The organism is Clostridia bacterium, from assembly GCA_026414765.1.
Lineage (GTDB): Bacteria > Bacillota > Clostridia > Acetivibrionales > DSM-27016 > SKW86.
Window position 1 is genome coordinate 89,236 of record JAOAIJ010000021.1, and the last position, 25,160, is coordinate 114,395.

The 25,160-nt window shown below is 37.4% G+C and carries 23 protein-coding genes; 22 read left to right on the forward strand and 1 reads right to left on the reverse strand.

Going from position 1 to position 25,160, the window contains the following annotated elements; all coding sequences use genetic code 11:
• The first annotated feature begins 67 nt into the window (after positions 1-67).
• From der to pgsA, 14 genes are all read left to right on the forward strand, one after another.
• A complete protein-coding gene (gene der, locus N3I35_08090; protein MCX8130042.1) occupies positions 68-1,390 on the forward strand; it encodes a ribosome biogenesis GTPase Der in 1,323 nt (440 codons plus the stop codon).
• 8 nt (positions 1,391-1,398) lie between these two features.
• Complete coding sequence (gene plsY, locus N3I35_08095; protein MCX8130043.1) at positions 1,399-2,049, forward strand: glycerol-3-phosphate 1-O-acyltransferase PlsY; 651 nt, start codon at positions 1,399-1,401, stop codon at positions 2,047-2,049.
• A 16-nt stretch (positions 2,050-2,065) separates the two neighbouring features.
• Entirely contained in the window at positions 2,066-3,085 is a 1,020-nt protein-coding gene (locus tag N3I35_08100; protein ID MCX8130044.1) for an NAD(P)H-dependent glycerol-3-phosphate dehydrogenase, read from the forward strand.
• A 166-nt stretch (positions 3,086-3,251) separates the two neighbouring features.
• Entirely contained in the window at positions 3,252-4,328 is a 1,077-nt protein-coding gene (locus N3I35_08105; GenBank protein MCX8130045.1) for a CapA family protein, read from the forward strand.
• 66 nt (positions 4,329-4,394) lie between these two features.
• Positions 4,395-5,276, forward strand: a complete 882-nt coding sequence (locus N3I35_08110) for a YegS/Rv2252/BmrU family lipid kinase (GenBank protein MCX8130046.1) — start codon at positions 4,395-4,397, stop codon at positions 5,274-5,276.
• A gap of 395 nt (positions 5,277-5,671) precedes the next feature.
• On the forward strand, positions 5,672-7,150 hold the full coding sequence (gene spoIVA / locus N3I35_08115; GenBank protein ID MCX8130047.1) for a stage IV sporulation protein A: 1,479 nt from the start codon (positions 5,672-5,674) through the stop codon (positions 7,148-7,150).
• Between the two features lie 202 nt (positions 7,151-7,352).
• Entirely contained in the window at positions 7,353-9,098 is a 1,746-nt protein-coding gene (locus tag N3I35_08120) for a phospho-sugar mutase (protein ID MCX8130048.1), read from the forward strand.
• Positions 9,099-9,461: 363 nt separating this feature from the next.
• A complete protein-coding gene (locus N3I35_08125; protein MCX8130049.1) occupies positions 9,462-10,526 on the forward strand; it encodes an HD-GYP domain-containing protein in 1,065 nt (354 codons plus the stop codon).
• A gap of 189 nt (positions 10,527-10,715) precedes the next feature.
• Positions 10,716-14,225 carry a DNA polymerase III subunit alpha gene (locus N3I35_08130; GenBank protein MCX8130050.1) on the forward strand — a complete coding sequence of 1,170 codons (3,510 nt, stop codon included), beginning with the start codon at positions 10,716-10,718 and terminating at the stop codon, positions 14,223-14,225.
• Between the two features lie 64 nt (positions 14,226-14,289).
• Positions 14,290-14,523, forward strand: coding sequence for a trp RNA-binding attenuation protein MtrB (gene mtrB, locus N3I35_08135; protein ID MCX8130051.1), 234 nt, complete (start codon positions 14,290-14,292; stop codon positions 14,521-14,523).
• Positions 14,524-14,544: 21 nt separating this feature from the next.
• Complete coding sequence (locus tag N3I35_08140; protein MCX8130052.1) at positions 14,545-14,742, forward strand: flavodoxin domain-containing protein; 198 nt, start codon at positions 14,545-14,547, stop codon at positions 14,740-14,742.
• Positions 14,743-14,840: 98 nt separating this feature from the next.
• A complete protein-coding gene (pfkA, locus tag N3I35_08145; protein MCX8130053.1) occupies positions 14,841-15,812 on the forward strand; it encodes a 6-phosphofructokinase in 972 nt (323 codons plus the stop codon).
• Between the two features lie 14 nt (positions 15,813-15,826).
• Positions 15,827-16,237, forward strand: coding sequence for an acyl-CoA thioesterase (locus N3I35_08150; protein MCX8130054.1), 411 nt, complete (start codon positions 15,827-15,829; stop codon positions 16,235-16,237).
• Between the two features lie 167 nt (positions 16,238-16,404).
• On the forward strand, positions 16,405-16,953 hold the full coding sequence (pgsA, locus tag N3I35_08155) for a CDP-diacylglycerol--glycerol-3-phosphate 3-phosphatidyltransferase (GenBank protein MCX8130055.1): 549 nt from the start codon (positions 16,405-16,407) through the stop codon (positions 16,951-16,953).
• Between the two features lie 55 nt (positions 16,954-17,008).
• Here the strand turns inward: pgsA and N3I35_08160 are convergent, their stop codons facing one another.
• The gene (locus tag N3I35_08160; GenBank protein ID MCX8130056.1) at positions 17,009-18,382 is read right to left on the reverse strand and encodes an ATP-binding protein; all 1,374 of its coding nucleotides are present in this window, start codon (positions 18,380-18,382) and stop codon (positions 17,009-17,011) included.
• Positions 18,383-18,623: 241 nt separating this feature from the next.
• Here N3I35_08160 and N3I35_08165 point away from each other — a divergent pair, with 241 nt between their 5' ends.
• From N3I35_08165 to N3I35_08200, 8 genes are all read left to right on the forward strand, one after another.
• Positions 18,624-19,529, forward strand: a complete 906-nt coding sequence (locus N3I35_08165) for a DUF5685 family protein (protein MCX8130057.1) — start codon at positions 18,624-18,626, stop codon at positions 19,527-19,529.
• Positions 19,513-20,127 carry a DnaJ domain-containing protein gene (locus N3I35_08170; protein ID MCX8130058.1) on the forward strand — a complete coding sequence of 205 codons (615 nt, stop codon included), beginning with the start codon at positions 19,513-19,515 and terminating at the stop codon, positions 20,125-20,127. Before N3I35_08165 ends, N3I35_08170 begins: the two co-directional genes overlap by 17 nt.
• 10 nt (positions 20,128-20,137) lie before the next feature.
• The gene (locus N3I35_08175) at positions 20,138-20,665 is read left to right on the forward strand and encodes a hypothetical protein (GenBank protein ID MCX8130059.1); all 528 of its coding nucleotides are present in this window, start codon (positions 20,138-20,140) and stop codon (positions 20,663-20,665) included.
• Between the two features lie 36 nt (positions 20,666-20,701).
• Complete coding sequence (locus N3I35_08180) at positions 20,702-21,370, forward strand: 3D domain-containing protein (GenBank protein ID MCX8130060.1); 669 nt, start codon at positions 20,702-20,704, stop codon at positions 21,368-21,370.
• Positions 21,371-21,432: 62 nt separating this feature from the next.
• Entirely contained in the window at positions 21,433-21,723 is a 291-nt protein-coding gene (locus N3I35_08185) for a hypothetical protein (protein ID MCX8130061.1), read from the forward strand.
• Positions 21,724-21,876: 153 nt separating this feature from the next.
• Positions 21,877-22,908: an N-acetylmuramoyl-L-alanine amidase gene (locus N3I35_08190; GenBank protein ID MCX8130062.1), complete on the forward strand. Its 1,032-nt coding sequence runs from the start codon at positions 21,877-21,879 to the stop codon at positions 22,906-22,908.
• Between the two features lie 171 nt (positions 22,909-23,079).
• Complete coding sequence (locus N3I35_08195; GenBank protein ID MCX8130063.1) at positions 23,080-23,670, forward strand: 50S ribosome-binding GTPase; 591 nt, start codon at positions 23,080-23,082, stop codon at positions 23,668-23,670.
• A gap of 34 nt (positions 23,671-23,704) precedes the next feature.
• Positions 23,705-25,141: a ferrous iron transporter B gene (locus N3I35_08200; protein ID MCX8130064.1), complete on the forward strand. Its 1,437-nt coding sequence runs from the start codon at positions 23,705-23,707 to the stop codon at positions 25,139-25,141.
• The last annotated feature ends 19 nt before the right edge of the window (positions 25,142-25,160 follow it).

The window sequence follows — 25,160 nt, forward strand, 5'->3', positions numbered from 1 at the left end:
AGAAAGGATAAAACACCCATTTATTTGAAGTTAACTATACTCATATATTGAGACAGAGGTGAAAAAATTGGCTAAGCCGGTAGTTGCAGTAGTTGGAAGACCTAATGTAGGTAAATCCACATTTTTTAATTATGTAGCAGGTAGAAGGATATCAATAGTTGAAGATACACCGGGTGTAACACGTGATAGAATCTACACAGAGGTAGAGTGGAGAAGTAGAAAATTCACACTTATAGATACGGGTGGGATAGAACCATACTCTGAAGATAAAATAATGCAGCAGATGCGAAGACAGGCAGAAATGGCTGTAGAAACAGCAAATGTCATAGTTTTTATGGTTGATATTAAAGATGGGCTTACTGCAGCAGATCAGGAAGTTGCCGTGATGCTCAGGAAAACAAATAAACCTGTTATCCTGGTTGTGAATAAAGTAGACAGGGTAGGAGAACTGCCTTCTGAGGCATATGAATTCTATAACCTTGGTCTGGGAGACATTATGGCTATTTCATCTGTTCATGGCCTGGGAATGGGAGATTTGTTGGACGAAATATATAAACACTTTCCTGAAGTCGATGAGGAAGAATATGACGAAGATGTAATAAAAGTCGCTGTAGTAGGAAAACCAAATGCAGGAAAATCGTCACTTATTAATAAAATCCTCGGGGAGGAAAGGGTAATAGTAAGTGAGATTGCCGGAACGACAAGGGATGCAATTGATACATATGCTGAGGTTGATGATGATAAGTTTGTATTTATTGATACAGCAGGTATAAGGCGTAAAAGCAAAATAGAAGAAAGTATAGAAAAATACAGTGTGATCCGTTCCTGGGGAGCCGTTGAGAGAGCCGACGTATGTCTTATCATGATAGATGCGGTTGATGGGGTTACCGAACAGGACACAAAGATTGCCGGATACGCTCATGAACAGGGTAAAGCCTCAATTATAGTAGTAAATAAGTGGGATCTGGTAGAGAAGGAAACAGGAACACTGGAAGAGTACAGGAAAGTTGTACATGAAAAGCTGGGATTTATGACATATGCGCCGGTAGTGTTTATTTCAGCTAAAACAGGACAGAGGGTTCAGAAACTGTATGAATTAATCAAATATGTATCAAATCAGGGTGCGATGAGAATATCAACAGGGATGCTGAATGATATTGTAAATGAAGCCATCGCCATGGTTCAGCCTCCATCAGATAAGGGCAAGAGGCTGAAAATATTATATGCTACTCAGGCAGGAGTTAAGCCTCCGACCTTTGTAATTTTTGTAAATAGTTCGGAGCTGTTTCATTATTCTTATGAAAGATATTTGGAAAATCAGCTTCGTAAGAGCTTTGGGTTTGAAGGAACCCCAATAAGGTTTATTCATAGAGAAAAGGATAAGGAGTGATATCCTGGATGAGTTTGGTGGTCAAATTGATTATAACAGCTGTTGCTGGTTACCTTTTAGGAAGTGCTAATACTTCATTGATAGTCGGGAAATTTTATGGAGTGGATGTAAGAAAACATGGAAGCGGCAATGCAGGAATGACAAATACCTTGAGAACACTAGGGAAGCTTGCAGCTTTATTTGTAATAATAGGTGATTTGCTGAAAGGTATACTGGCATGTCTTGTGGGGTTGTACATAGTTGGAGACAGAGGCATTGAAGCAGAAGTCTTCGGACGCACATGGAATGAAGAATTAGGTTTGATGGTGGGAGGAATCAGTGCTATAATTGGACACAACTGGCCTGCTTACTTCAGATTTAAAGGGGGAAAGGGCATACTTACCTCTCTGGCAGTTGTTTTGATGATGGATCCGCTTATTGCACTGATACTGTTTGGAATATTTGCTGTTATAGTAGCGATTACAAGGTATGTATCATTGGGATCCATTATAGGTTCGGGCTTGTTTCCTGTTGCAGCAGCAGTTTTTGGCCGGAGTAATGCGTTTATCATATTTGCTGCAATTCTGGGTCTTTTAGCTATTATAAGGCATCGTGCAAATATTCAAAGAATATATAATGGTACTGAGTCCAAGCTCGGAAGCAAGAAGAAAAACAATTAGTGTATTGGAGGGTTTTATGAAAAAGAATATATCTATTATAGGTGCAGGTAGTATGGGTACGGCAGTTTCCATCCTCCTATCTAAAAATGGTCATAGAGTAAGATTATGGTCTCCGTTTGGGGATGAAATAGACATGCTGAATAAAGAAAGAGAGCATATACAAAGGCTTCCGGGAGTAAAAGTACCTCAGGATATTATCTGTACAACAGATATAGAAGAGGTAATGACAGGTACAGAGATGGTTGTCATGGCAGTTCCTTCACAAACAACCCGTGAGAATTGCAGAATGATTTCCAAATACATAAAAAGAGATCAAATAGTTGCGACCTGCTCAAAGGGTATAGAAGAAAGTACATGCATGGTACTGTCAGAAGTTATGAAGCAGGAAGTACCACAGGCTCAGATTGCAGTGCTGTCAGGGCCCAGTCATGCGGAAGAAATTGCAAGGGATATACCTACTGCAGTCGTTGCAGCAAGTGAAAACAGAGAGGCTGCTGAGTTTATGCAGGACATATTTATGACTCCAAGGTTCAGAGTGTACACAAACCCTGATATTTTAGGTGTAGAACTGGGAGGCGCACTAAAGAATGTCATCGCATTATGTGCGGGTATTTCTGATGGTCTGGGTTTTGGAGACAATACGAAAGCTGCTTTGATGACAAGAGGAATTACTGAAATTGCGCGTCTTGGAAAGGCTATGGGAGCAAGCCGGCAAACTTTTAACGGACTTACCGGAATAGGGGATCTCATAGTTACATGTACAAGTATGCACAGCAGAAACAGAAGAGCCGGAATACTAATCGGTCAGGGCAAATCGGTCAGGGAAGCGTTGGATGAAGTCAAGATGGTAGTTGAAGGTGTTGCGACGACGAAACCGGCATATGAATTGGGTTTGAAGATGGATGTATCTATGCCTATCACGACTGAAGCGTACAATGTATTATTTGGTAATAAGAATCCAAAGCAGGCTGTAGTAGATTTGATGACAAGAAATAAAACCCATGAAATAGAAGAAACTGTTGAGAACTGTTGGTAACTTTGACAAAAAAATCTGATTTAAGGTGAATGCAGTTACTCACCTCTTTTTCATTTATAGTACCAATAAAGGATTCCGTAAATATTAACGCAATATGGATTTTTTTCTTGTCTAAGTATATAATTTCTTATATTACAGTGTAATAATAATTTAGGGTGGGAAGTCTTTGATAAAACGCATTTTGTTAATTGTTTCAGTGATGACGGGTATTTTGCTTTATTTACTGTTTTCAGACAGCGGCACTGCAAAGAGTGAGGGAAGCAATATTGAAAAAGCAGAGAGAAAGGCTGCAGCGTCCATAGAAACTAAAAAGAAGGAGCAGGATATCACAATCAAGATATCTTTTGCCGGAGATTGTACGATCGGGACAGATGAAAAAGGTATACCGTATAAAGACTCCTTTCCATATGTGCTTAAGCAGAATAAAAATGATTATGATTATTTCTTCAAAAAAGTAAAGCCTGTGTTTGAAAAAGATGATCTGACCATTGTAAATCTGGAAGGAACTTTTACTACTGCAACAAAAATGGCCAGAAAGAAATGGCGTTTCAAAGGCGATCCTTCCTATGTGAACATAGTGAAATCAGGAAGTATAGAAATGGTCAATATTTCAAACAATCATATTTATGACTTTCTGACTCAAGGCTATAATGATACTTTGAAAGCATTAAAGAGCAAGGGCATATTGTATTCGGGTGAAGGTCATACAGAGTACTATAAAACAAAGAATACGACTATTGCAAGTATAGGCTTTAACGGATGGGATACAACTATAAAGAAACGTTTGGGAAATAGTATAAAAACGGCAAAGAAAAAAGCGGACATAATCATTGTATCTCTTCACTGGGGTAAGGAGTATACTAATTATCCCAACGCTGTTCAAACAGAGCTCGGAAGATACAGTATCGATAGTGGAGCTGATATAGTGGTAGGGCATCATCCTCATGTAATCCAGGGAATAGAATATTACAAAGGAAAGTATATAGTATACAGTCTGGGTAACTTTTGTTTTGGAGGTAATCCGACTCCTCCGGATAAAGATTGTATAATATTTCAAAATACTTTTACGTTTAAAGAAAAGAAAATGAGTAAAAGCGAAGGTGAGATTTTACCCTGCAGCGTATCAACCTCAGACAGTATTAATAACTTCCAGCCTGTAGTATTGGAGGGGGAAGAGGGGAAAAGGGTACTGGATAGGATATATACGTACAGTAAGAAGCTTCATTACGGAATAAAAAAGTAGAAAAAAGATAATTTTGCTGCTATTGCATAAAATAGAGACTATATAGTTATTCAGGAGGCGGAATGTATGAAAAATGCTATTTTTATTTATAATCCTGTTTCAGGAGATCACAGCATACCAAGCAAACTTGATTATATTATGAAGCGGTTTCAGGAAAATTTTGTACTTCTTCAACCATACCGTTTGAGTGAAGAAACAGACCATATGCTTCCTGAGTTTTTAAAGCAGAATAACTATGATTTTGCTATTATTTCAGGAGGAGACGGGACTTTAAATTCTATTATCAATGTTATGATGAAAAATGAGATAAATATTCCTGTCGGTATATTTCCATACGGAACAAGCAACGACTTTGCAAGATGCTTGAGTTTACCCTCAAATCTCAGTGAGATAATAGATATAATTTTAGCCGGGAACACAATTGAAGTAGACGCAGGTTTGATAAATGAACAGCAGTATTTCCTGAGTACATGTGCCGGAGGAGGCTTCGTAGATGTATCTTTCAGTACACATAATGAACTGAAAAAGAATTTCGGTCCTCTTGCTTATTACCTGAAGGCGATTAGTGAGGTAAAGAATATCAAATCTTTCAAAGTGAAAATCAAAACTGAAACCAAAACAATTGAAGAACAGGTGCTTCTCTTCTTCATTCTTAACGGAAAGCATGCAGCAGGTTTTTACAATCTGATAGAGGAAGCGGACATATCAGACGGTATGATGGATATAGTTCTTATTAAAAGTTGTTCCCATATTGATTTAGCAAGCTTGTTTTTCAATGTATTAAGCAATGCGTACCTGAACAACAAAAATGTCATGAAGCTTCAGGCAAAAACATGTGAAATAAGCGGAGATAATGGAATAAGCCTAAGTGTGGACGGTGAGAAGGGAGACGGATTACCGGTAACAATAAGATTTATCAATAAGGCATTAAAAGTGTTTGTAAAATAAAAATTAATTTAGATTATGAATAAGGCATAAACAGCCTGTCTACCTTAATAGATTATATTGGTAGACAGGTTTTTGTTTTTTTATATTATCCGGGTCATGTCCTTGAAAATCGCAGCCAGCAGTTATGCTGATGAAATTGTTTCCATGCATATAGCAAGGCAAGATAACTTGCTCATTTTTTTGTAATAATAAGGGAATAAGCTCATATATATAAAATAGGAAACGGGCATTAGGACATGGGCAATAGATTTTGAAGTATGATTGACGCTGATGCTGAGATGAATACTAAACGATGCTGCCGGTCCGAAGCTTTAAAATTCTATATAGCGTTTATTCAGATGTGAATTGCCAATTGTTACAGCCAATTGTCAATTAAAATAAGGGGGGTTCTTAGGGTGGAGAAGTACAACATATACCAGCAAATAGCTGAGAGGACTCAGGGTGATATTTACATAGGTATAGTTGGACCGGTGAGGACGGGTAAATCTACATTCATAAAAAGGTTTATGGATTTACTGGTTATACCAAATATAGAAAATGCATACCAGAAGGAAAGGGCGAAAGATGAACTGCCCCAGAGTGCTACAGGACGGACTATAATGACTACAGAGCCAAAATTTGTACCTAATGAGGCTGTTGAAATCACTGTTGATGAAAATATTCAGTTGAAGGTAAGATTGGTTGACTGTGTCGGTTATCTCGTAAAAGGAGCACTTGGGTACATGGAAAACAATGCTCCGAGAATGGTATCAACACCATGGTATGATTATCAGATTCCATTTGAGGAAGCGGCGGAGCTGGGAACAAAGAAGGTGATAAACGAGCATTCGACTATAGGGCTTGTTGTTACGACAGACGGAAGTATTACAGATATCGCCAGGGATGAATATCTGGAAGCAGAAAAACGTGTAATATCCGAGTTGAAGGCTATAAACAAACCGTTTGTTATAGTATTGAACTCAACAAGACCTTACGATAATGAAACCGTAAGGTTAAAGGAAGAATTGGAAGAGAAATACTCAGTACCTGTTATTTGTGTTAATTGTGCGCAGCTCAGAACTGAAGACATAAACGCAGTAATGGAAAAAGTATTATATGAATTTCCTATATGCGAAATTGGTATTAATTTTCCAAGGTGGGTGGAAAACCTGGACGAAAACCACTGGCTGCGGGCTGAGATGCTAAACGCAATAAAAGACTCTTTCAGAGATATTGCTAAAATCCGTGAAGTGAGAGAGGCAGTAGGCAAATTTGATGAATACGACTTTATAAAAAAAGCATACATCGACAGGATTAATCTTGGTGACGGTACTGTGCAGATGGAACTGAGGACTGCAGATGGTTTGTTCTATAAGATATTAAGTGAAACTACGGGTCTTGACATTGAAGGCGAACATAAGCTGATCGGCCTGATGAAAGACCTGGCAAGAATCAAGAAGGAATATGAAAAGATTGAGTATGCACTGCACGAAGTAAAAGTAAAAGGCTATGGAATGGTAACTCCTCAAATGAATGAATTGTCTCTTGAAGAACCGGAGATAATCAAACAGGGAAGCAGATTCGGAGTCAAACTGAGAGCAAGTGCGCCTTCGATACATATGATCAGAGCAGATATAGAAACTGAAATAGCTCCGCTGGTTGGAACAGAAAAGCAGTCGGAAGAGCTTGTAAACTATCTGATGAGAGAATTTGAGAGTGATCCGGGAAAGATATGGGAATCAAACATATTCGGTAAATCCTTACATGAACTTGTAAGCGAGGGATTGCACAATAAACTGTTCAGAATGCCTGAAGATGCACAACTAAAACTTCAGGAAACTTTGCAAAAGATTATAAATGAAGGCAGTGGAGGCTTAATTTGTATTATACTTTAAAAAAGCTGATGAATCCTCGGATATTTGGTCCGGGGTTTTTTTTTGGGTCTTATCAAGTTATTAATATTAATTATATATTTTTTACGGACTATGCTAAAAATAATGTTTGAGTTTTTAAGAAGTTGATTTATAATATATTATTGTATAAATTTACAAAGAAATCAATCTTACTAAATAAGCAATTACAAACAGGAGGAGAGTTATGGAAAGCAACAAAATATTTAAGTTCTGGCTTGAGAACGAATACTTTGACAAAGATACCAGAGAAGAACTTGAAAAAATAAAAAATGATCCTAAGGAAATTGAAGAAAGATTTTATAGAGATCTGGAATTCGGTACAGGAGGTCTTCGCGGGATTATCGGAGCAGGTACAAACAGGATGAACATCTATACCGTAAGAAAAGCATCACAGGGGCTTGCAAACTACATATCAAATCAGGGTGAGGGTATGAAAAAGCGTGGGATTGTAATTGCTTACGATTCCCGTAATAAATCACCTGAATTTGCTTTGGAATCAGCCAGAATATTTGCAGGAAACGGAATTAAAGCATATTTGTTTGATGAATTAAGGCCTACACCTGAACTTTCTTTTGCAGTAAGGTTTTTGAATGCGGCAGCGGGTATAGTAATAACTGCAAGTCATAATCCTAAAGAGTATAATGGCTACAAAGTATATGGAGAAGACGGAGGGCAGCTTTCACTGGAAGGCTCCAACGCTGTTTTAGATGAAATAAACAAAATAGAAGATATTACAAAGGTAAATCTCGTTTCAAAGGACGACGCCGTCAAAAATGGCCTGATTCAGATGATAGGCAAGGAAATTGATGACGAATATATTGCAAGACTTAAGACGTTGAGTATAAATCCTGAGCTTGTAAAGAATATATCTAATACATTCAAGATAGTCTATACACCTTTACATGGTACAGGGAACAAGCCGGTAAGAAGAATACTGGATGAAATAGGCTTTAATAATGTTCTGATTGTCAAAGAACAGGAACTTCCCGATCCTGCATTTTCTACGGTAAAGTCACCTAACCCTGAGGAGAAAGCTGCTTTTACTCTTGCTATTGAACTGGCTAAAAAAGAAAATGTGGATTTGATTATAGGTTCTGACCCTGATTGTGACAGAGTAGGTGTAGTTGTAAGAAATGCAGGGGGAGAATATGTTGTGCTTACAGGAAACCAGACAGGTTGCTTGCTGCTTGAATATATACTATCACAGAAAAAGGCTAAAGGTGAGCTTCCTGCAAACGGGTTTGCAGTGAAGACTATTGTGACGACCGAATTGTCAAAAGCAATAGCAAAAGCCTATAATATTGAACTTATAGAAGTCTTGACAGGATTTAAGTTCATTGGTGAGCAGATCAAGCTTCTTGATGAACAGGGTGATAAAAAATATCTGTTTGGGTTTGAAGAAAGTTATGGATATCTGGCAGGAACATTTGCGAGGGACAAGGATGGAGTTGTAGCCTCTATGCTCATTGCTGAGATGGCTGCTTATTATAAATCAAGAGGGATGTCTCTGTATGAAGGTTTACAGGAAGTATTCAAGAAATATGGATACTACCTGGAAGGCATCAATTCCTTTACATTAGCTGGAAAAGAAGGTGTTGATAAGATAAAGAGCACAATGAGCAGACTGAGGGAGGAAAAGCCTTCAAAGTTTAGTGATTCTAAGGTATCAGCAATAAGAGATTTCGTAGAAGGTAACAGATTTGACTTTACAAGTGGGAGAAGTGAAAAGCTTACTTTGCCTGAATCTGATGTATTGTATTTTGAAATGAGTGATGGTTCATGGTTTTGCATAAGACCATCAGGTACTGAACCGAAAATCAAGATATACTATGGTGTTTCGGACAGTACTCAGGAGCTTGCACAAAACAGACTGAATATTTTGCAGAGTGATGTGCTTTCTGTAGTTAAACCACTTCTGAATATACAATAAGATAAATAAACGGTGCAGCTGACAAAAGCTGCACTTTTTTTGTGGGTAAAAATGCAACAGAATCTGGAATGAAATGTTGACTTGTGTAGTGCTGAAGTCCTATATAGTAGTTCTTATGTACTGAATATGAGAAAATTTTGGTAAAAAAGTTGAAAAGCCTTAAAATTTAGAAGGAGTTTATGAAAAAAGTGTCGAATATTAGAGATAATTTACAGAATTTGCTACATTTATGCATTATTTTTTGATACGATTGGTAGTAATAACAGTTAGTGGGATATATATACAACTGTCACCCGTACCAAAACAAAAGATTTTTTATTTAGTGCATAGTGTATGGCAAAAAGCTAGGGCTGGGGGCTTAGAATGCATAAAATAGGTATAGAAAATTTAGTTTCGGGAGCTAAACTGGCAAAATCGGTTTTTACGTCTGAAGGGCGGGTTTTGCTTACTTCTGGTATGGAATTGAAAGAAAACTACATACAGAGGCTAAAGGCCAATGGAATAAAGGAAATCTATATCGAGGATGAGATATCTGCAGGCATAGAAGTAACTGATGTAGTTTGTGAAGATACAAGGGTAGAAGCAAAATTATTGGTGAAAAACCTGATGGAAACCTATACAGTTTCACAGTATATAAATACGGGACGTGTAAAAGAGGTTATTGACAAGCTAATAGATGAGCTTTTGAGCAGCAAGGATATACTTGTAAACCTTTCCGACATAAAATCAGTAGATGACTATACATTTGAACATTCAGTCAATGTATGTATTCTTTCTCTTATCACCGGTATAGGAATGGGATTTTCAATAAACCGGCTTAAAGATCTGGGCATCGGTGCACTGTTACATGACATAGGGAAACTTAAAATACCCGAAGAGATACTTAAAAAACCGTCGCAGCTTACAGTTGAAGAGTTTGAAGAGATAAAAAAACATACCATATACGGATATGAAATACTTAAGGATAACCCAAGTGTAAGTATGATTTCTGCCTTTATTGCTTTTGGGCATCATGAGAGGTATGACGGCAGCGGTTATCCGCTCCAGATCAGAGGCGAGAACATCCACCAGTGCGCAAGAATAGTAGCTATAGCGGATGTATATGACGCGCTCACCTCAGATAGGGTATACAGAAGAAAATTAAAAACCCATGAGGTGATAGAATACATTACTTCGCTTGGTACCCACCACTTTGACAAGGAAATAGTTGAGAATTTTGTAAAATATATTGCGGTTTACCCGGTTGGGACAGGTGTAATGCTGAACACAAAGGAAATAGGAATTGTAGTAAGAGTTAACAAAAGCATGCCTACAAGGCCGGTAGTCAGGATAGTGTTTGATGAAAACAGGTCACGTGTAGAACAATACTATGAAGTTGATCTGGCAAGGAAAATAAACGCATATATTGTTGATTCATATGAATTGTAATAATGTATGGACTAGTATGAAAATCAAGATTATAATAAAATAAGGATTGATAATATCAAGGACTTTAGGGTTTAACCCTGAAGTCTTTTTACTTAACGAGTTATGTGAGCCGGCGCAAGGGATTAGTGAAACTGTTTATAATATAAAATTAATGTAATATCTAAACTTATGATAAATGGAGGTTTCCGTATGGGTGACTTTGTACACCTGCATGTTCATACTGAATACAGCTTGCTTGACGGGGCTAACAGAATAAAGCATCTTGTAAAGCGTACAATGGAAATGGGAATGAAAAGCATTGCCATTACTGACCATGGTGTTATGTACGGAATAATAGATTTTTATAAGGAAGCTGTAAAGAACGGCGTAAAGCCTATCCTTGGCTGCGAGGTGTATACAGCCCGCAGGAGCAGGTTTGACAAGCAACCGGGCATTGATTCCGATCAGGGGCATTTAGTGTTGCTCGCGAAAGATAATATGGGGTATAAAAATTTGATGAAAATAGTATCTTCGGGCTTTACTGAAGGTTATTATTATAAACCCAGAATCGATATGGAAGTTCTGGAGAAATTCAGAGGCGGATTAATAGCATTGAGTGCGTGTCTTTCGGGAGAAATACCTAAGGCACTGCTACAAAATGATTATGAGAGAGCAAAAACAATAGCTTTGAGATATAATGAAATTTTCGGAGCGGAAAATTTTTATCTTGAGCTGCAGATAAACGGTATAGAAGAACAAAACCTGGTAAATCAAAGCATTATAAAGCTAAGCAAAGAAACGGGAATACCTCTTATAGCAACTAATGATGCACACTATTTAAGGCGTGAAGATGCCAGGGCTCATGAAATTCTGCTCTGTATCCAGACGGGTAAAAGTATAAATGATGAAGACAGGATGAGATTTTCTACTGATGAGGTATATTTAAAATCACCTGAAGAGATGATACAGCTGTTTGAGAATATTCCTGAAGCTGTAAAAAACACTCTGAAGGTCGCTGAAATGTGCAATGTGGAACTTGAATTCAATAAATTGCATCTTCCTGCGTTTGAAGTACCCGGAAAGTCAGAACCTTATGAATATCTAAAGGAATTGTGCATAGAAGGATTAAAGGAAAAGTACGGTGACAGGTATAATGAAGAAAAACAAAAAAGGCTTGACTATGAGCTAACCATTATAAAGCAAATGGGGTATGTCGATTACTTCCTGATCGTTTGGGATTTCATCAAATATGCCAGGGACAACAGCATAATGGTAGGACCTGGCAGAGGCTCGGCTGCAGGGAGTCTTGTAGCATATAGCCTGGGTATCACAAATATTGACCCGCTGAAATACAACCTCCTCTTTGAAAGATTCCTGAATCCTGAGAGGATAAGCATGCCTGATATTGATATAGATTTCTGTTATGAGAGAAGGCAGGAAGTAATAGATTACGTAGTCAGAAAGTATGGAGAGGAAAGGGTTGCACAAATCATTACCTTCGGGACAATGGCTGCCAGAGCTGCAATCAGAGATGTAGGCAGAGCATTAGACATACCATACAATGAAGTCGATTTTGTAGCTAAAATGATACCGTTTCAGATAGGAATGACCATTGATAAGGCTCTGGAGTTTAATCCCGAGCTAAGAAAATGGTACGAAGATGACGAGCGTATTGGTGAACTGATAGATACAGCCAGACTTCTTGAAGGCATGCCCAGACATGCTTCAACACATGCAGCTGGTGTAGTTATTTCCAAAGAACCCGTAGTCGAATATGTTCCACTACAAAGAAATGAGGATAGTATTACAACTCAGTTCACAATGGGACTCCTCGAAGAGATCGGACTTCTCAAAATGGATTTTTTGGGCCTCAGAACCTTGACGGTAATTCGTGATGCAGTTGATCTGATAAGACAAAATCATGGTATAGGTATAGAAATAGATAAGCTTGAAATGGATGATCCAAATGTTTTCAAACTTATAAGTGATGGAAAAACAGCGGGTGTATTCCAGTTGGAAAGCCCTGGGATGACACAATTCATGAGGGATCTCCAGCCTGGATCACTTGAGGACATAATCGCCGGCATTTCTCTTTACAGACCGGGCCCAATGGATCAGATTCCCAGATATATAAAAAATAAAAATAACCCTGAAGATGTAAAATATCATCATCCTTTACTTGAAAAGATTTTAAATGTAACATATGGGTGCATGGTATACCAGGAACAGGTTATGCAGATAGTGCGGGATTTGGCAGGATATTCAATGGGCAGGTCAGACCTGGTGAGGCGTGCCATGTCCAAGAAAAAAATAAGTGTTATGGAGCAGGAAAGACAGAATTTTATTCATGGCATAACCGATAATGCGGGGAACGTAATAGTTAATGGCGCAACAAGAAACGGTGTAGATGAAAAAACAGCAAATAAGATATTTGATGAAATGATGGATTTTGCCAGCTATGCTTTTAACAAGTCACATGCTGCTGCATATGCGGTTGTAGGATATCAGACTGCCTGGCTCAAATGCTATTATCCTGTAGAGTTTATGGCGGCTTTACTTAACAGCTTTCTGGGTAGCAGTGATAAGGTATCCCAATATGTGCATGAATGCAGACAAATGAATATTGAAGTATTACCGCCGGATATAAACGAAAGCTATGTAAAATTCACAGTTGTAAATAATAAGATAAGGTTTGGTATGGCCGCAGTAAAAAATGTAGGTGGAAATGCCGTGCAGGAAATTATTGCAGAGAGAAGACAAAAGGGTATCTTTAAGAACTTCAGGGATTTCTGTGAAAGAATAGACGGAAAGGATGTCAACAAAAGGTGCATTGAGAGCCTGATAAAAAGTGGAGCATTTGATTCTTTGAAAATATTCAGATCAAAACTTATGGCTGTTTATGAAAAAATGCTGGAAGGTATACAACAAAACAGAAAGCGTAATATGGACGGACAGTTATCCATTTTTGAAGTTGCTGCTAAGGGTGTATCTGAGCAAAGAAATCAGAAAATTGAGGAAGACTCCTTTATTTCGGAAATATATCCGGATTTGAAAGAATATCCTCAAAAAATGCTCTTATCAATGGAAAAGGAAATGCTCGGATTATATGTTTCAGGGCATCCTTTGAGTGAATTTGAAGAGGAAATAAATTCTCAGGTTACTCTTTTCAGTTCGGATATGAATATGTCTGGCAATGATGAAGATGTTGCAGCTGCGGAACTAAAAGGGATAAGTGACGGTATGCCGGTAATAGTTGGGGGAATAATTGTTGAGAAAAAGACTAAAACTACAAAAAGTAATAATATAATGGCATTTGTTACTTTGGAAGATTTGTACGGGACTATGGAGATAATTGTTTTCCCTACCACTTTGGAAAAATATTCGGGACTTATCACAGAAGAAAGCATAGTATTGGTGAGTGGAAGAATAAGTATTAAAGAAGAGGAAAATCCCAAAATAATATGTGAAGAAGTGAAACCATTAAAAAAGCTAAAAACACAAAAACTATATCTGAAGCTGAATAATGGTGAAAGTGAAGAAGTACGAAAATCTGTTATGTCAATGCTAAAATATTTTAGTGGTGATATACCTGTCTGTCTTTATAGCGAAGAGGAGAAAAGGTCGAGTATGGCTCAAAGGGATTACTGGGTAAGTTTGAATGACAAATTGTTGGAAGAACTGAAAGCCAGGCTGGGTGACGATAATGTAAAGGTTGTTTAGGGTTTTGTTTTTTACTGTTGATTTTTACTGGTAAATAATATATAGTTATGACGAGGTGGTTAATTTGGACATGGAGCTCGAAAAAATACTCGGAGATTATGTCGTAATAAAGGCTGAAGAAAATGGTGTGAACATAATAGGTTTAACACGGGGAAGAGATACCAAATTTCATCATACAGAGAAACTTGATAAAGGTGAAGTGTTAATTGCCCAGTTTACCGAGAATACATCCGCCATCAAGATTAGAGGCAGGGCAAAAATAATGTGTCGGCATGGGGAAGTAAATTCTGGTGAATAAAGAATAAAGGGGCGTGTTTATATGTGGACAGTAGTCTATATGGCTCAAAGCAAGGAGATAGCTACCAGACTACAGGAATTGCTCACAAATGAGGGTATATTAGTGAAGCTTAGACCGATAAGCAAAAACCATGAAAATAATGATAATTACTACGAGGTACTTGTGCCGGAAGCAGAGGTGGAAGAAGCTCATAGTGTAATTATTGAAAAGGGATATTAGTCTATTTATAAATAGCTAGTTAATTTAAAATTTAAAATATTAATAATCCCGTGTTGCGATTAATGACACGGGTTTAATGTTATTAAGGAGGCTTTCTTATGACGGATATAAAGACTATAGGAGTATTGACTAGTGGGGGAGATGCTCCAGGTATGAATGCTGCAATCAGAGCAGTTGTCCGGACTGGCATATATCACGGTTTTAAGGTTATGGGTATCAGAAAGGGCTATAATGGCCTGATCAATGGAGATATTACCGAGATGACTCTCAGATCCGTGTCAGATATTATTCACAGGGGTGGTACAATACTGCAAACTGCAAGATGCCTTGAGTTTAAAACTGAGGAGGGCGTAAAACGCGCCATTGCTATGGCAAAAGTTTTTGGAATCGATGCACTGGTTGTAATCGGCGGCGACGGTTCATACCGCGGGGCCAGAGACTTAAGCAGGTTTGGAATGAGTGTTGTAGGTCTGCCGGGTACTATAGATAATGATATAGGCTGTACAGAATATACTATAGGTTATGATACAGCAATGAACACCGTTCAGGATGCGATAGATAAAATAAGGGATACTGCATACTCACATGAAAGATGCAGCGTTCTTGAAGTTATGGGAAGACATGCAGGCTATATTGCATTGAATGTCGGTATTGCAGGTGGCGCTGAGGTTGTTTTACTTCCCGAAAAGCAGTTTGATATCAGTAAAGACGTAATCAAGCCGATAATCGAAGGAAGAAACAGAGGGAAGAAGCATTACGTAGTTATTGTAGCTGAGGGTGTAGGCGGAGCTATTGAAATAGCGAAAGAAATTCAGGAAAAGACAGGTATTGAAGCAAGGGCAACGATACTTGGTCATATTCAGAGAGGCGGAAGCCCGACTGTGCATGACAGAGTCATGGCTAGCATGATGGGGGCAAAAGCGGTAGAACTGCTGAAAAATAACAAACCAAACAGAATAGTGTGCTTGAAAGATAACAAAGTTGTAGATATAGAAATAAATGAAGCACTGGATATGAAAAAGACAATAGACGAGGACTTTATCGAACTGGGTAGAATCCTGTCATTGTAAGAGGGGTGAGGACAGTGTTTGTGTCTGATACAAAATTTATTGTAAGATATGCGGAAACTGATCAGATGGGAATAGTGCATCATTCAAACTACCCTGTTTGGTATGAGGCAGGTAGAACCGATTTTATAAGGAAAATGGGTATGCCCTATTCAAAAATAGAGGAAAATGGAATATTGCTTCCTTTGGTTGAACTAAAGTGCAATTATAAGGGTGCCGCAAGGTATGAGGACGAAGTTACTGTTAAAACCAGCATTAAAGATTTTTCCGGCGTTAGAATAACATTCAGGTATGAAGTATATAAAAATGACGATTTGATAAACTCCGGTGAAACTATGCATGCATGGACAACAAAAGAACTAAAGCCGGTCAATATAAAAAAGCTTGCACCGGAAGTTTATAATATGATACTTAAAGCTACAGACTAGCATTAGTTTGTTTTCGATTACGGCTGGAAAATATTTTCTGTTTTACATTGCAATAAAAATATAAAGTATGGTAAACTAAATGTGCCTGTTTTGTTCAGTTTTTTACCATAATGGACGTATAGCTTGATTTTGGCAGTCTTCACAATTAAAGTTCAGGTGGTGAGTCAGTGAATATTCCAAATGCAATAACAGCAGTAAGATTTGTACTAATACCGTTTTTTGGATATTTTCTTTATATGGGTCAATTTGACAGCAGTCAATATATTGTGGCTGTAATTATATTTCTGATAGGTGGATTTACAGATGTTCTGGATGGTTTTATTGCGAGAAAGTTCAATTTGATTACATCCTTTGGAAAGCTTGCAGATCCAATTGCAGACAAATTAATGCAAATTACCGCACTTGTTATCTTAACCATACAGGACAAAATTCCTGTTGTTGTATTGATTATTGTGATAGCCAAGGAAGCTTTTATGGGAACAGGGAGTATATTGCTGTACAGGCAGGAAAATCTTGTAGTTTCTGCAAACTGGTATGGCAAACTTGCAACAGTTGTGTTTCATATAGCAATAATAATCGCGATTTTCAGTGCAAACAAATCCTATAGTGATATATTTATTGCAATAGCAGTATGTGCTACACTCTTTGCATTTTTTATGTATTCTATGACATACAGGAAGATTAAAAGCAGCACGAATACTAATAAACCAGGTTAATTAAGCATAAGACTAAGGACCCGTTAATTTATTTCCGGGTCCTTTTATAATTGTATTATCTGGCTGCAAGTTCACCTTCCAGCCAATCTACAAACTGTCGTGCAGTTCTTGGAGATCGCCCGTTATACCACAATTCCCACTTTAAAGCTTCTCTGTGAACAAACTCTTTATCAGCTTTTATTTCTCTTTGTAGTATCAGTCCGTCCACTATTTCAAGAAATTTGTATTTGTCCGGAGATGAAAAAACCACAGTGATTCCAAACCTGTCCGAAAGAGACAATTTTTCCTGTATCGTATCCGATGAACGTATTTCATCATCGGTATTGGACGAATACAAGCCCGACCTGTCACTGAACCTTTCCTTAATCAAATGACGCCTGTTTGAAGTTGCATAGATAACAACGTTTTCAGGTCTGCTTTCTATACCCCCCTCCAATACGGCTTTTAGTCCAGTATAGCTTTCCTCATTATCTTCAAAAGCAAGATCATCTATAAAAATAATAAATTTCTGCTTTCTACCAGAAAGAATTCTTATTACTTCAGGAAAATCCATGAGATGCTTTTTGGGGATTTCCACCAAACGCAAACCCTGTGTGTGATATTCATTCAATATTGCCTTTACAGTTGATGATTTGCCTGTTCCCCTGTCGCCATACAATAATATATTGTTTGCAGGAAAACCCTTTAGGAATTGAAGTGTATTGTTGATTACTTGGGAGCGTTCAGCATCATAACCAATGAGTTCCTGTAAGGCTACCGGGTCAGGGTTTTCCACTCCTCTTAGATTGGTTGCATCATTTCTGTGTTCCCAAATAAATGCTTTATACCTGGAAAAAATGCCTGACCCGAATTTGTTGTAGAAATCTGCCAGACCATCAGTGCAACCGGACCAATCGTTACTGCATGTTAACAGGTACATTGCTGAAAGTACATGGGGATAGTGCGCGATACTTTCACATGAATCCAATACTCCGGTGTTCCATTCAGGAAGACTTTCTACAACTTGCTTTTCAAAATCTGATAAAGAATATCTGTTTAAAAGATCATTCTTTATATGCAATGGTGATAAAGAAGAAATATGTTGGAGACTTACAAGATCATTGCTGATTATTTTAATAATACTCTCATTGATTCTTTCTGAACCTGACTTCTCTGAGCTTAATGTAAATAAGTTTTCATCAAAAATGATTTTTTCTATCAGATACTCTTTTATGCTGAAGTTATGGTTACGGTTCATAAGCTCATAAAAGAATTCATTATATAGCTTTATAGTATGAAGCAGGTCGAAATCATCTTCAAAAAAACAGTCTAATAACTTATTAAGGCTATGTATTACAGGATCACTTGCTATATTCCTGTACATAGACAATGCAGCTATTGAGTATCTGGTTTTGTTTATTTCAAGTTGTACTTTATCTGAAGAATTCATTATTAACCTCAAAAATATATTTTATAATATTATAATAAATTACATATAAAATTTAAACTGCCAAAGTGTATTGGCCGCATGTTTTTCTTATCCAAGTTTATAGCTTAAGCCACAAAAAAAATATCTTTTTAATAGAACAGGGGAGGGAATAGAAAAATACATCAAATAATGTAAGATACTGTTTTAAAAACGGCTGGTGTATGCTATCATATGATTATCTTCGGAATAACAAGGAGCTCAAATGTTTGGCTATGTATTGCCGGATAAGCCGGAACTGAAAATAAAGGAATATGAGCTTTTCAGAGCATATTACTGTGGTGTGTGCAAGTCCATGGGGAAGAGGTATGGACAATTTCCACGTTTGACACTGAATTATGATACGACATTTCTTGCTCTGCTGATTTCTTCAGTTAATGGAGAATGTTTGGATATAAAAAAAGAGAGATGCATTGCACACCCTTTAAAAAAGAAGTATGTGGTTAAGAACAATGTTGTGGTCGATTATGCTTCAGACATTAATATCATATTGGCGTACTATAACCTGAGAGATAATTGGGTAGATGAAAAATCATATTTTTCTGGTACAGCTATGCTGGCTCTGAAAAAAAGTTTTAAAAAACTAAAAAGGAAATATAGTGAAAAATGTGCTATAATTGAAAATAGGCTGGCTGAATTATCGGTGCTGGAAGAACAAAAATGCAATTCCATGGATAGGGCTGCAGAACCCTTCGCCAAGCTGATGGAAGAGATAACCGCATACAAACCGGTATTCAGAAATGAAAATGATGAGAAAATACTAAGATGGATAGGATACAATTTGGGTAAATGGATATACATAGTAGATGCATTTGATGATCTTGAGAAAGATATAAAAAATGGATCCTATAATCCTTTAGTTTGCCAGTTTCTTAACTCTGAAGAAGAAGTTAATACTTTTAAGGAAAGAATAAGGCAAAAAGTCGAATTCAATCTGACATATTCCTTAAGTCAAATTGCGAAGTCTTATGAAATGCTTGGGTTGAATGAATACAAAGACAGAACCGTGCAAAATGGAATAGTAGACAATATAGTATACATGGGAATGCTAAAAAAGACAGAACAAATACTCGGAATAAGGAGTTGTGGTAAAAGTGAGAAATCCATATGAAGTGTTGGGAATAAAAGAAGGCGCTACAGAAGAAGAGATTAAAAAAGCTTATAGGGATCTTGTAAAAAAATATCATCCTGATCAGCACCAGGATAATCCTTTATATACTCTTGCAGAAGATAAGCTAAGAGAAATAAATGAAGCCTATGAGCAGCTGATGAAAAACAGTAACAACCCAAGAAGAAGTGGTGGCTGGGGCAGGCATTCTTCAAACAGAAATAATCAGGAGGGTAGCGACTTTTATAACCAGGTGAAAATGCATATAAGATCCGGCAATATTGGGGCGGCAGAACAAATGCTGAACAGTTCAACTGACCGGACAGCAGAATGGTACTACCTTAATGGATTGGTTTTTTTAAGAAAAGGTTGGTATGATGAAGCATATACAAACATACAGAATGCTGTAAATATGGACCCGAATAATTTTGAATACAGAGATACTCTGAACAGGATAAACACTTCAAATCGCACATATAGGGGTAATGCTTTTGGCAGGGGCTATAATCAAGGCCCGGATATGTGTACTATGTGCCAGTGCCTATGGTGTTCAGACTGTTGTTGTGAATGTGCCGGTGGAGATTTGATAGATTGCTGCTGATGAGGTGTATATGCAAGGAAATGGAAATACGAATATTTCAAAGAAGCTGGCTCTAACCGGAATTATGACAGCGCTTGCTGTAATAATACTGTTTTTAGCAACTATTATGCCTACAAATAGAATTTCGCTGTATGCACTGAGTTCGTTCTTTATTGCTATAGTGATTATTGAATTTGGTGTGAAGACCGGGTGGATTTTTTACTTTTCATCCGGTATACTGGCATTTATCATAATCCAGTTCAAGATCCGGCTTATTCCATATGTTATTTTCTTCGGGATATATGGATTAATCAAATACTACATCGAAAAGATAAACAATTATTTTGTTGAAATCATACTCAAAATTCTTTATTTCAATATATCTTTAGCAGTATCATTCTATCTTGTAAAGGAAATCTTCCTTGAGGGACTGGAAATCAAATTTCCCTGGTGGATAGCAGTGGTTATTCTTGAAGTTGTTTTTATTGTGTACGATTATGTATACACTCTTTTTATCCAGTATTACAGACAAAAACTGAAAAAGATACTGAAGATTTAAGTTAATTATCCTATCCGGTGTATCAGGGGTATGCCTATGAAGCTGAAATTTAGTGCTACGCACCTTGTATGTATCATATTGATTCAGTTAATACTGATAGATGCTTTTTTAATAGTTTTCTTCATGAAAAAAGTTACTATTAGGCCTGAAGCATCAAAAGACATACAAATTGCAAAGAAAGCTGAAGATTATCAGGCAAGAACAGTAGCAGCAGATAGAAAAGCAGAAAAGAAATTGAGTACCATAACCGTTCAGGATACAAATCAAAAAAAGTTCAGTGTGCTGGAGGATTTTATCAGAAGGTTCGGATTGGACAGGCAGTATTCGAGGGACTTCAGGATAGCAGGCCGAAGCAATAGGTTGAAAAGCTTTATTGCTACGGCATATGATTTGTCCTATGAGAGTTGCGGCAAATATCCTTCACATCCCGAATATGGAATTACTTTCAGTGGTAAACCTGCTGTAAAAGGCAGGACAATTGCTGTAGATCCTGAGGTTATTCCTCTGGGAAGCAAGGTATACATAGAGTTTCCAAGGAATTATACGGCTTTAAACGGATGGTATGTAGCAGAAGATACGGGAAGTAAGATAAAGGGAAATATAATAGATATATACTTTGGAAAATCAGCACTCCAGGAAGCCAGGAAATTCGGCAGAAGAAGGGTAAGTGTCCAGATCATATATCCTGATGGAAATATTGGATAGAGTTGAAAACTTGTACAGCATATATTACAATATTTGGTAAATAAAAAAAGGAAGTATTGATTATGCTGAGTATTGAATTTTATTCCATTGGGGTTTTTGTAATAATTTTTTTATCAGGTTGTGTAATTAACCTGCTCAAACACCATTATGTTATTCAACTGGCAGGTGTGTCTATACTGTTTACATATTCCATTATCAGGCTTGTAAGTTTCATGCATTCCTCATCAATGCCAAATCTAACGGATTTATATTTATTTTTACTCCCCATTTTTGCCGGGATATCTGCATGTCTAATCAGCATGGTTCTGGGATTTTGGCTTTTTCCTACTGTCAGAAGAAAATTCAGGAATTAAGCACTCAAACTATGTAGTCCACTGCAGAGCTTCAATAATCTTATCTGAAATGCCTGACCTTCTATGAATATGTTATTCTACTAAAAATTACATTACTAAAATCAATTCTCATTAATGAAATATTATGTTAACATAATTGGTGGAGGGGGTCAGATGAAAAGATTAATTCTTATTGTTCTAATACTCCTTACATCAGTAGTGAGTGTTAGACCTGCCTATGCGGCTTTTGATCTGCAAAATTATAAGCAAACAGATTTGGTAGTGCGTGTGAATGGGAGCGAAGTTGCCCTTTCACAAAAACCTGTAGAAGTAAATGGCGATGTGCTTGTACCTGCAATTTCTGTGTTCAAAAGGCTGGGAGTAAGTGTAATTTGGTATCCGGGCAGCAGAATAAAGATGAACAACAATGGGACAAAAATATCCATGAGAGTGGGCGATAGGAGTATTTTTGTTAATGGAGTAAGAAAGAAACTGAGTGTTCCGCCCGTAGTTGTAAATGGCGCTGTAATGGTTCCCGTAAAGCAGGTTTCTGAAGTTTTCAAAGCCAGGATAAGCATGGACAACGGTGTTTTAGGAATATATGATTATAAAAGCAGGATGAAGATATTAGAGGGTAATATAGCTGTACCGTTCGTGGTGGTCATAGATCCGGGGCATGGTGGAAAAGATCCTGGGGCTGTATATAGCGGGATTCGTGAAAAAGACCTGAACCTTGATATTTCAAAAAGGCTTAATCTTTTATTGAAAGAAGAAGGAATAAAAACCTATATGACCCGCTTCGATGACAGATTTCTTGGATTATATGACAGGTCTGCGTTAGCGAACAGGGTAAATGCAGATTTGCTTATAAGTGTCCATAATAACGCTGCAGGGAGCTCGAGCACATGGGGTAGTATGAGCTTATATTATCCAGGAAGAAGTAACTTTAATGGCAGACTTACAGCACGAAGCTTTGCTTCTATAGTACAGAAGGAAATGACCGACAAGCTAAGCACTTTTGATTGGGGTGAAATTGAGAGACCTAAGCTTGCGGTATTAAGAACTGCAAATATGCCTGCCGTTATTGCGGAAGTTGGTTATATGACCAATGCAAAAGAATTAAAAAAGCTTATGGATCCGGATTATAGACAAGATGCGGCTGAAGCTCTAAAAAATGCGGTTTTAAAGGCGTTGGATAAAATATAAAAAATATCTGCCATTTGGCAGGTATTTTTTTATTGATAATAATTGAGAATAATTATCATTTAGTATTGACTTTTGGTAAAATTAGTTTTAAACTATTATCTTAGAAGGGCAAATTTTTTTAAATAATAATTGATAATGATTCTCAGAATCGGAATATGGATGGTGAAGGTTATGGAGTGTTGCAATAATAAACAATCACTTATTAAGCGGCTAAAAGCTTTTTTGCTGAGTAACGATAAAAATCATACTAATCCGGAAGGGGTAGCAAAAAAGATTGCATTAATCGGAAATCCCAACGTGGGAAAGAGTGTTATATTTAACGGTTTGACAGGAGCATATGTAACAGTGTCAAATTATCCTGGCACTACAGTTGAGGTTTCAAGAGGCTGGTACAACATGGAGGATATGAAGATTGAAATTATTGATACCCCGGGTATGTACTCAATGCTTCCTATAACAGAAGAAGAGAGGGTAACGCGGACTCTTTTAATGACAGAGCGTCCTGATCTCATACTACATGTCGTAGATGCAAAAAACCTGGGAAGAATGCTGCCGCTTACAATACAGCTTATCGAATCAGGTATGCCTGTTGTTTTAGTACTTAACATAATGGATGAGGCTGAAGCCTTAGGCATAAAAATAAATATAAAAGAATTACAGAATTTGATAGGCATACCTGTTGTAGAAGCTAGTGCTGCAATGAATATAGGCATTAGTGAGTTGAAAGGTACAATTATGAAACAGATAAAAAAGGCTGCTTAGTACGGAATAAGAAACAGGATAAATGGAGGATAAAATGTTAGTATACAGTAAGGATATAGAAAATGTCATATATAGAATATCAACGCACTTAAAATCAGAATACAGCTTTTCCAAAAGATTTATAGCTACCCTGCTTTTACAGAAAGATGAGGAGGTAACAGGGCTGGTAAGGGAAAAGGAAAGAGAAGGCTTTGAAGAAATACAGCTAATTATCGATGAATATATTGCACACAGCAAGGAATCCCCTATAATGACCATTGCAAATATTCATCAGGAGTACAGCAAGAACATATTGAATAAATCTGTTTCCTATGAATCAAAGGAGAGAAGTGTTGCAAGCATAATCAACAAAATAGCAATAAACCCTTTTACCGGGATACCTCTTCTCCTATTGGTGCTTTATTTCGGATTTTACAGATTTGTAGGTGTTTTCGGGGCAGGAACTCTTGTAGACTTTATAGAAACATCAATATTTGATGAAGGTATAAACCCTTTTATCAATGATACAGTAAATAGACTTATACCCTGGAAAACAGTAAGCGATCTTTTTGTCAATGATTACGGGATAATTACACTGGGGATAAAATACGCAATAGCTATTGTCCTTCCTGTGGTCGGCTGTTTCTTCTTAATGTTTTCTATTATAGAAGATAGTGGATATTTACCGAGAATATCCTTACTTATGGACCGGGTATTCAAAAAAATCGGCCTTAATGGGAGGGCTGTCATACCTATGACATTAGGTTTCGGTTGTGATACTATGGCTACTATGGTCAGTAGAACTTTGGAAACCAAAAGAGAAAGGGTTATAGCAACATTTTTATTGGCGTTGGCGATTCCCTGCTCGGCACAACTTGGCGTAATTCTTGCATTGCTATCCGGGAAGCCGCTTGCTCTTGCTATCTGGTTAGGGTTTATGATTCTGGTTTTCCTGCTGATAGGTTTTCTGACTTCAAAGGTGCTCCCAGGTGACAGAGCCGGGTTTTATATGGAGCTTCCGCCTTTAAGAATGCCAAAACTCTCAAATATTTTGAAAAAAACATATGTGCGAATGTATTGGTATTTTAAAGAGGTGCTACCTCTGTTCATACTGGCAAGCGTTTTGATATGGTTTGGTAACCTGACCGGTTTGTTCACCTTCCTTGTTAATTGTCTTAAGCCTGTAGTAAATCTTCTGGGACTGCCTGCCCAAACAGCAGAGGTATTCCTGTTTGGTTTCTTCAGGAGGGATTATGGAGCAGCTGGACTTCTTGATATGCAGGGATCAGGTATTATGGATGGTAGGCAGCTTGTTGTTGCGGCTGCTACACTTACACTGTTTGTGCCGTGTGTAGCACAATTTGCAATGATGATAAAGGAAAGAGGAGTGAAAACTGCTGTTGCTATGGGAGCATTCATAGTCCCATTTGCTTTTGGTGCAGGGTATCTGTTGAATAAACTGTTAGTACTTTGGGGAGTTGATTTAGGCTAGAGGAAATGTGAAGGATGAT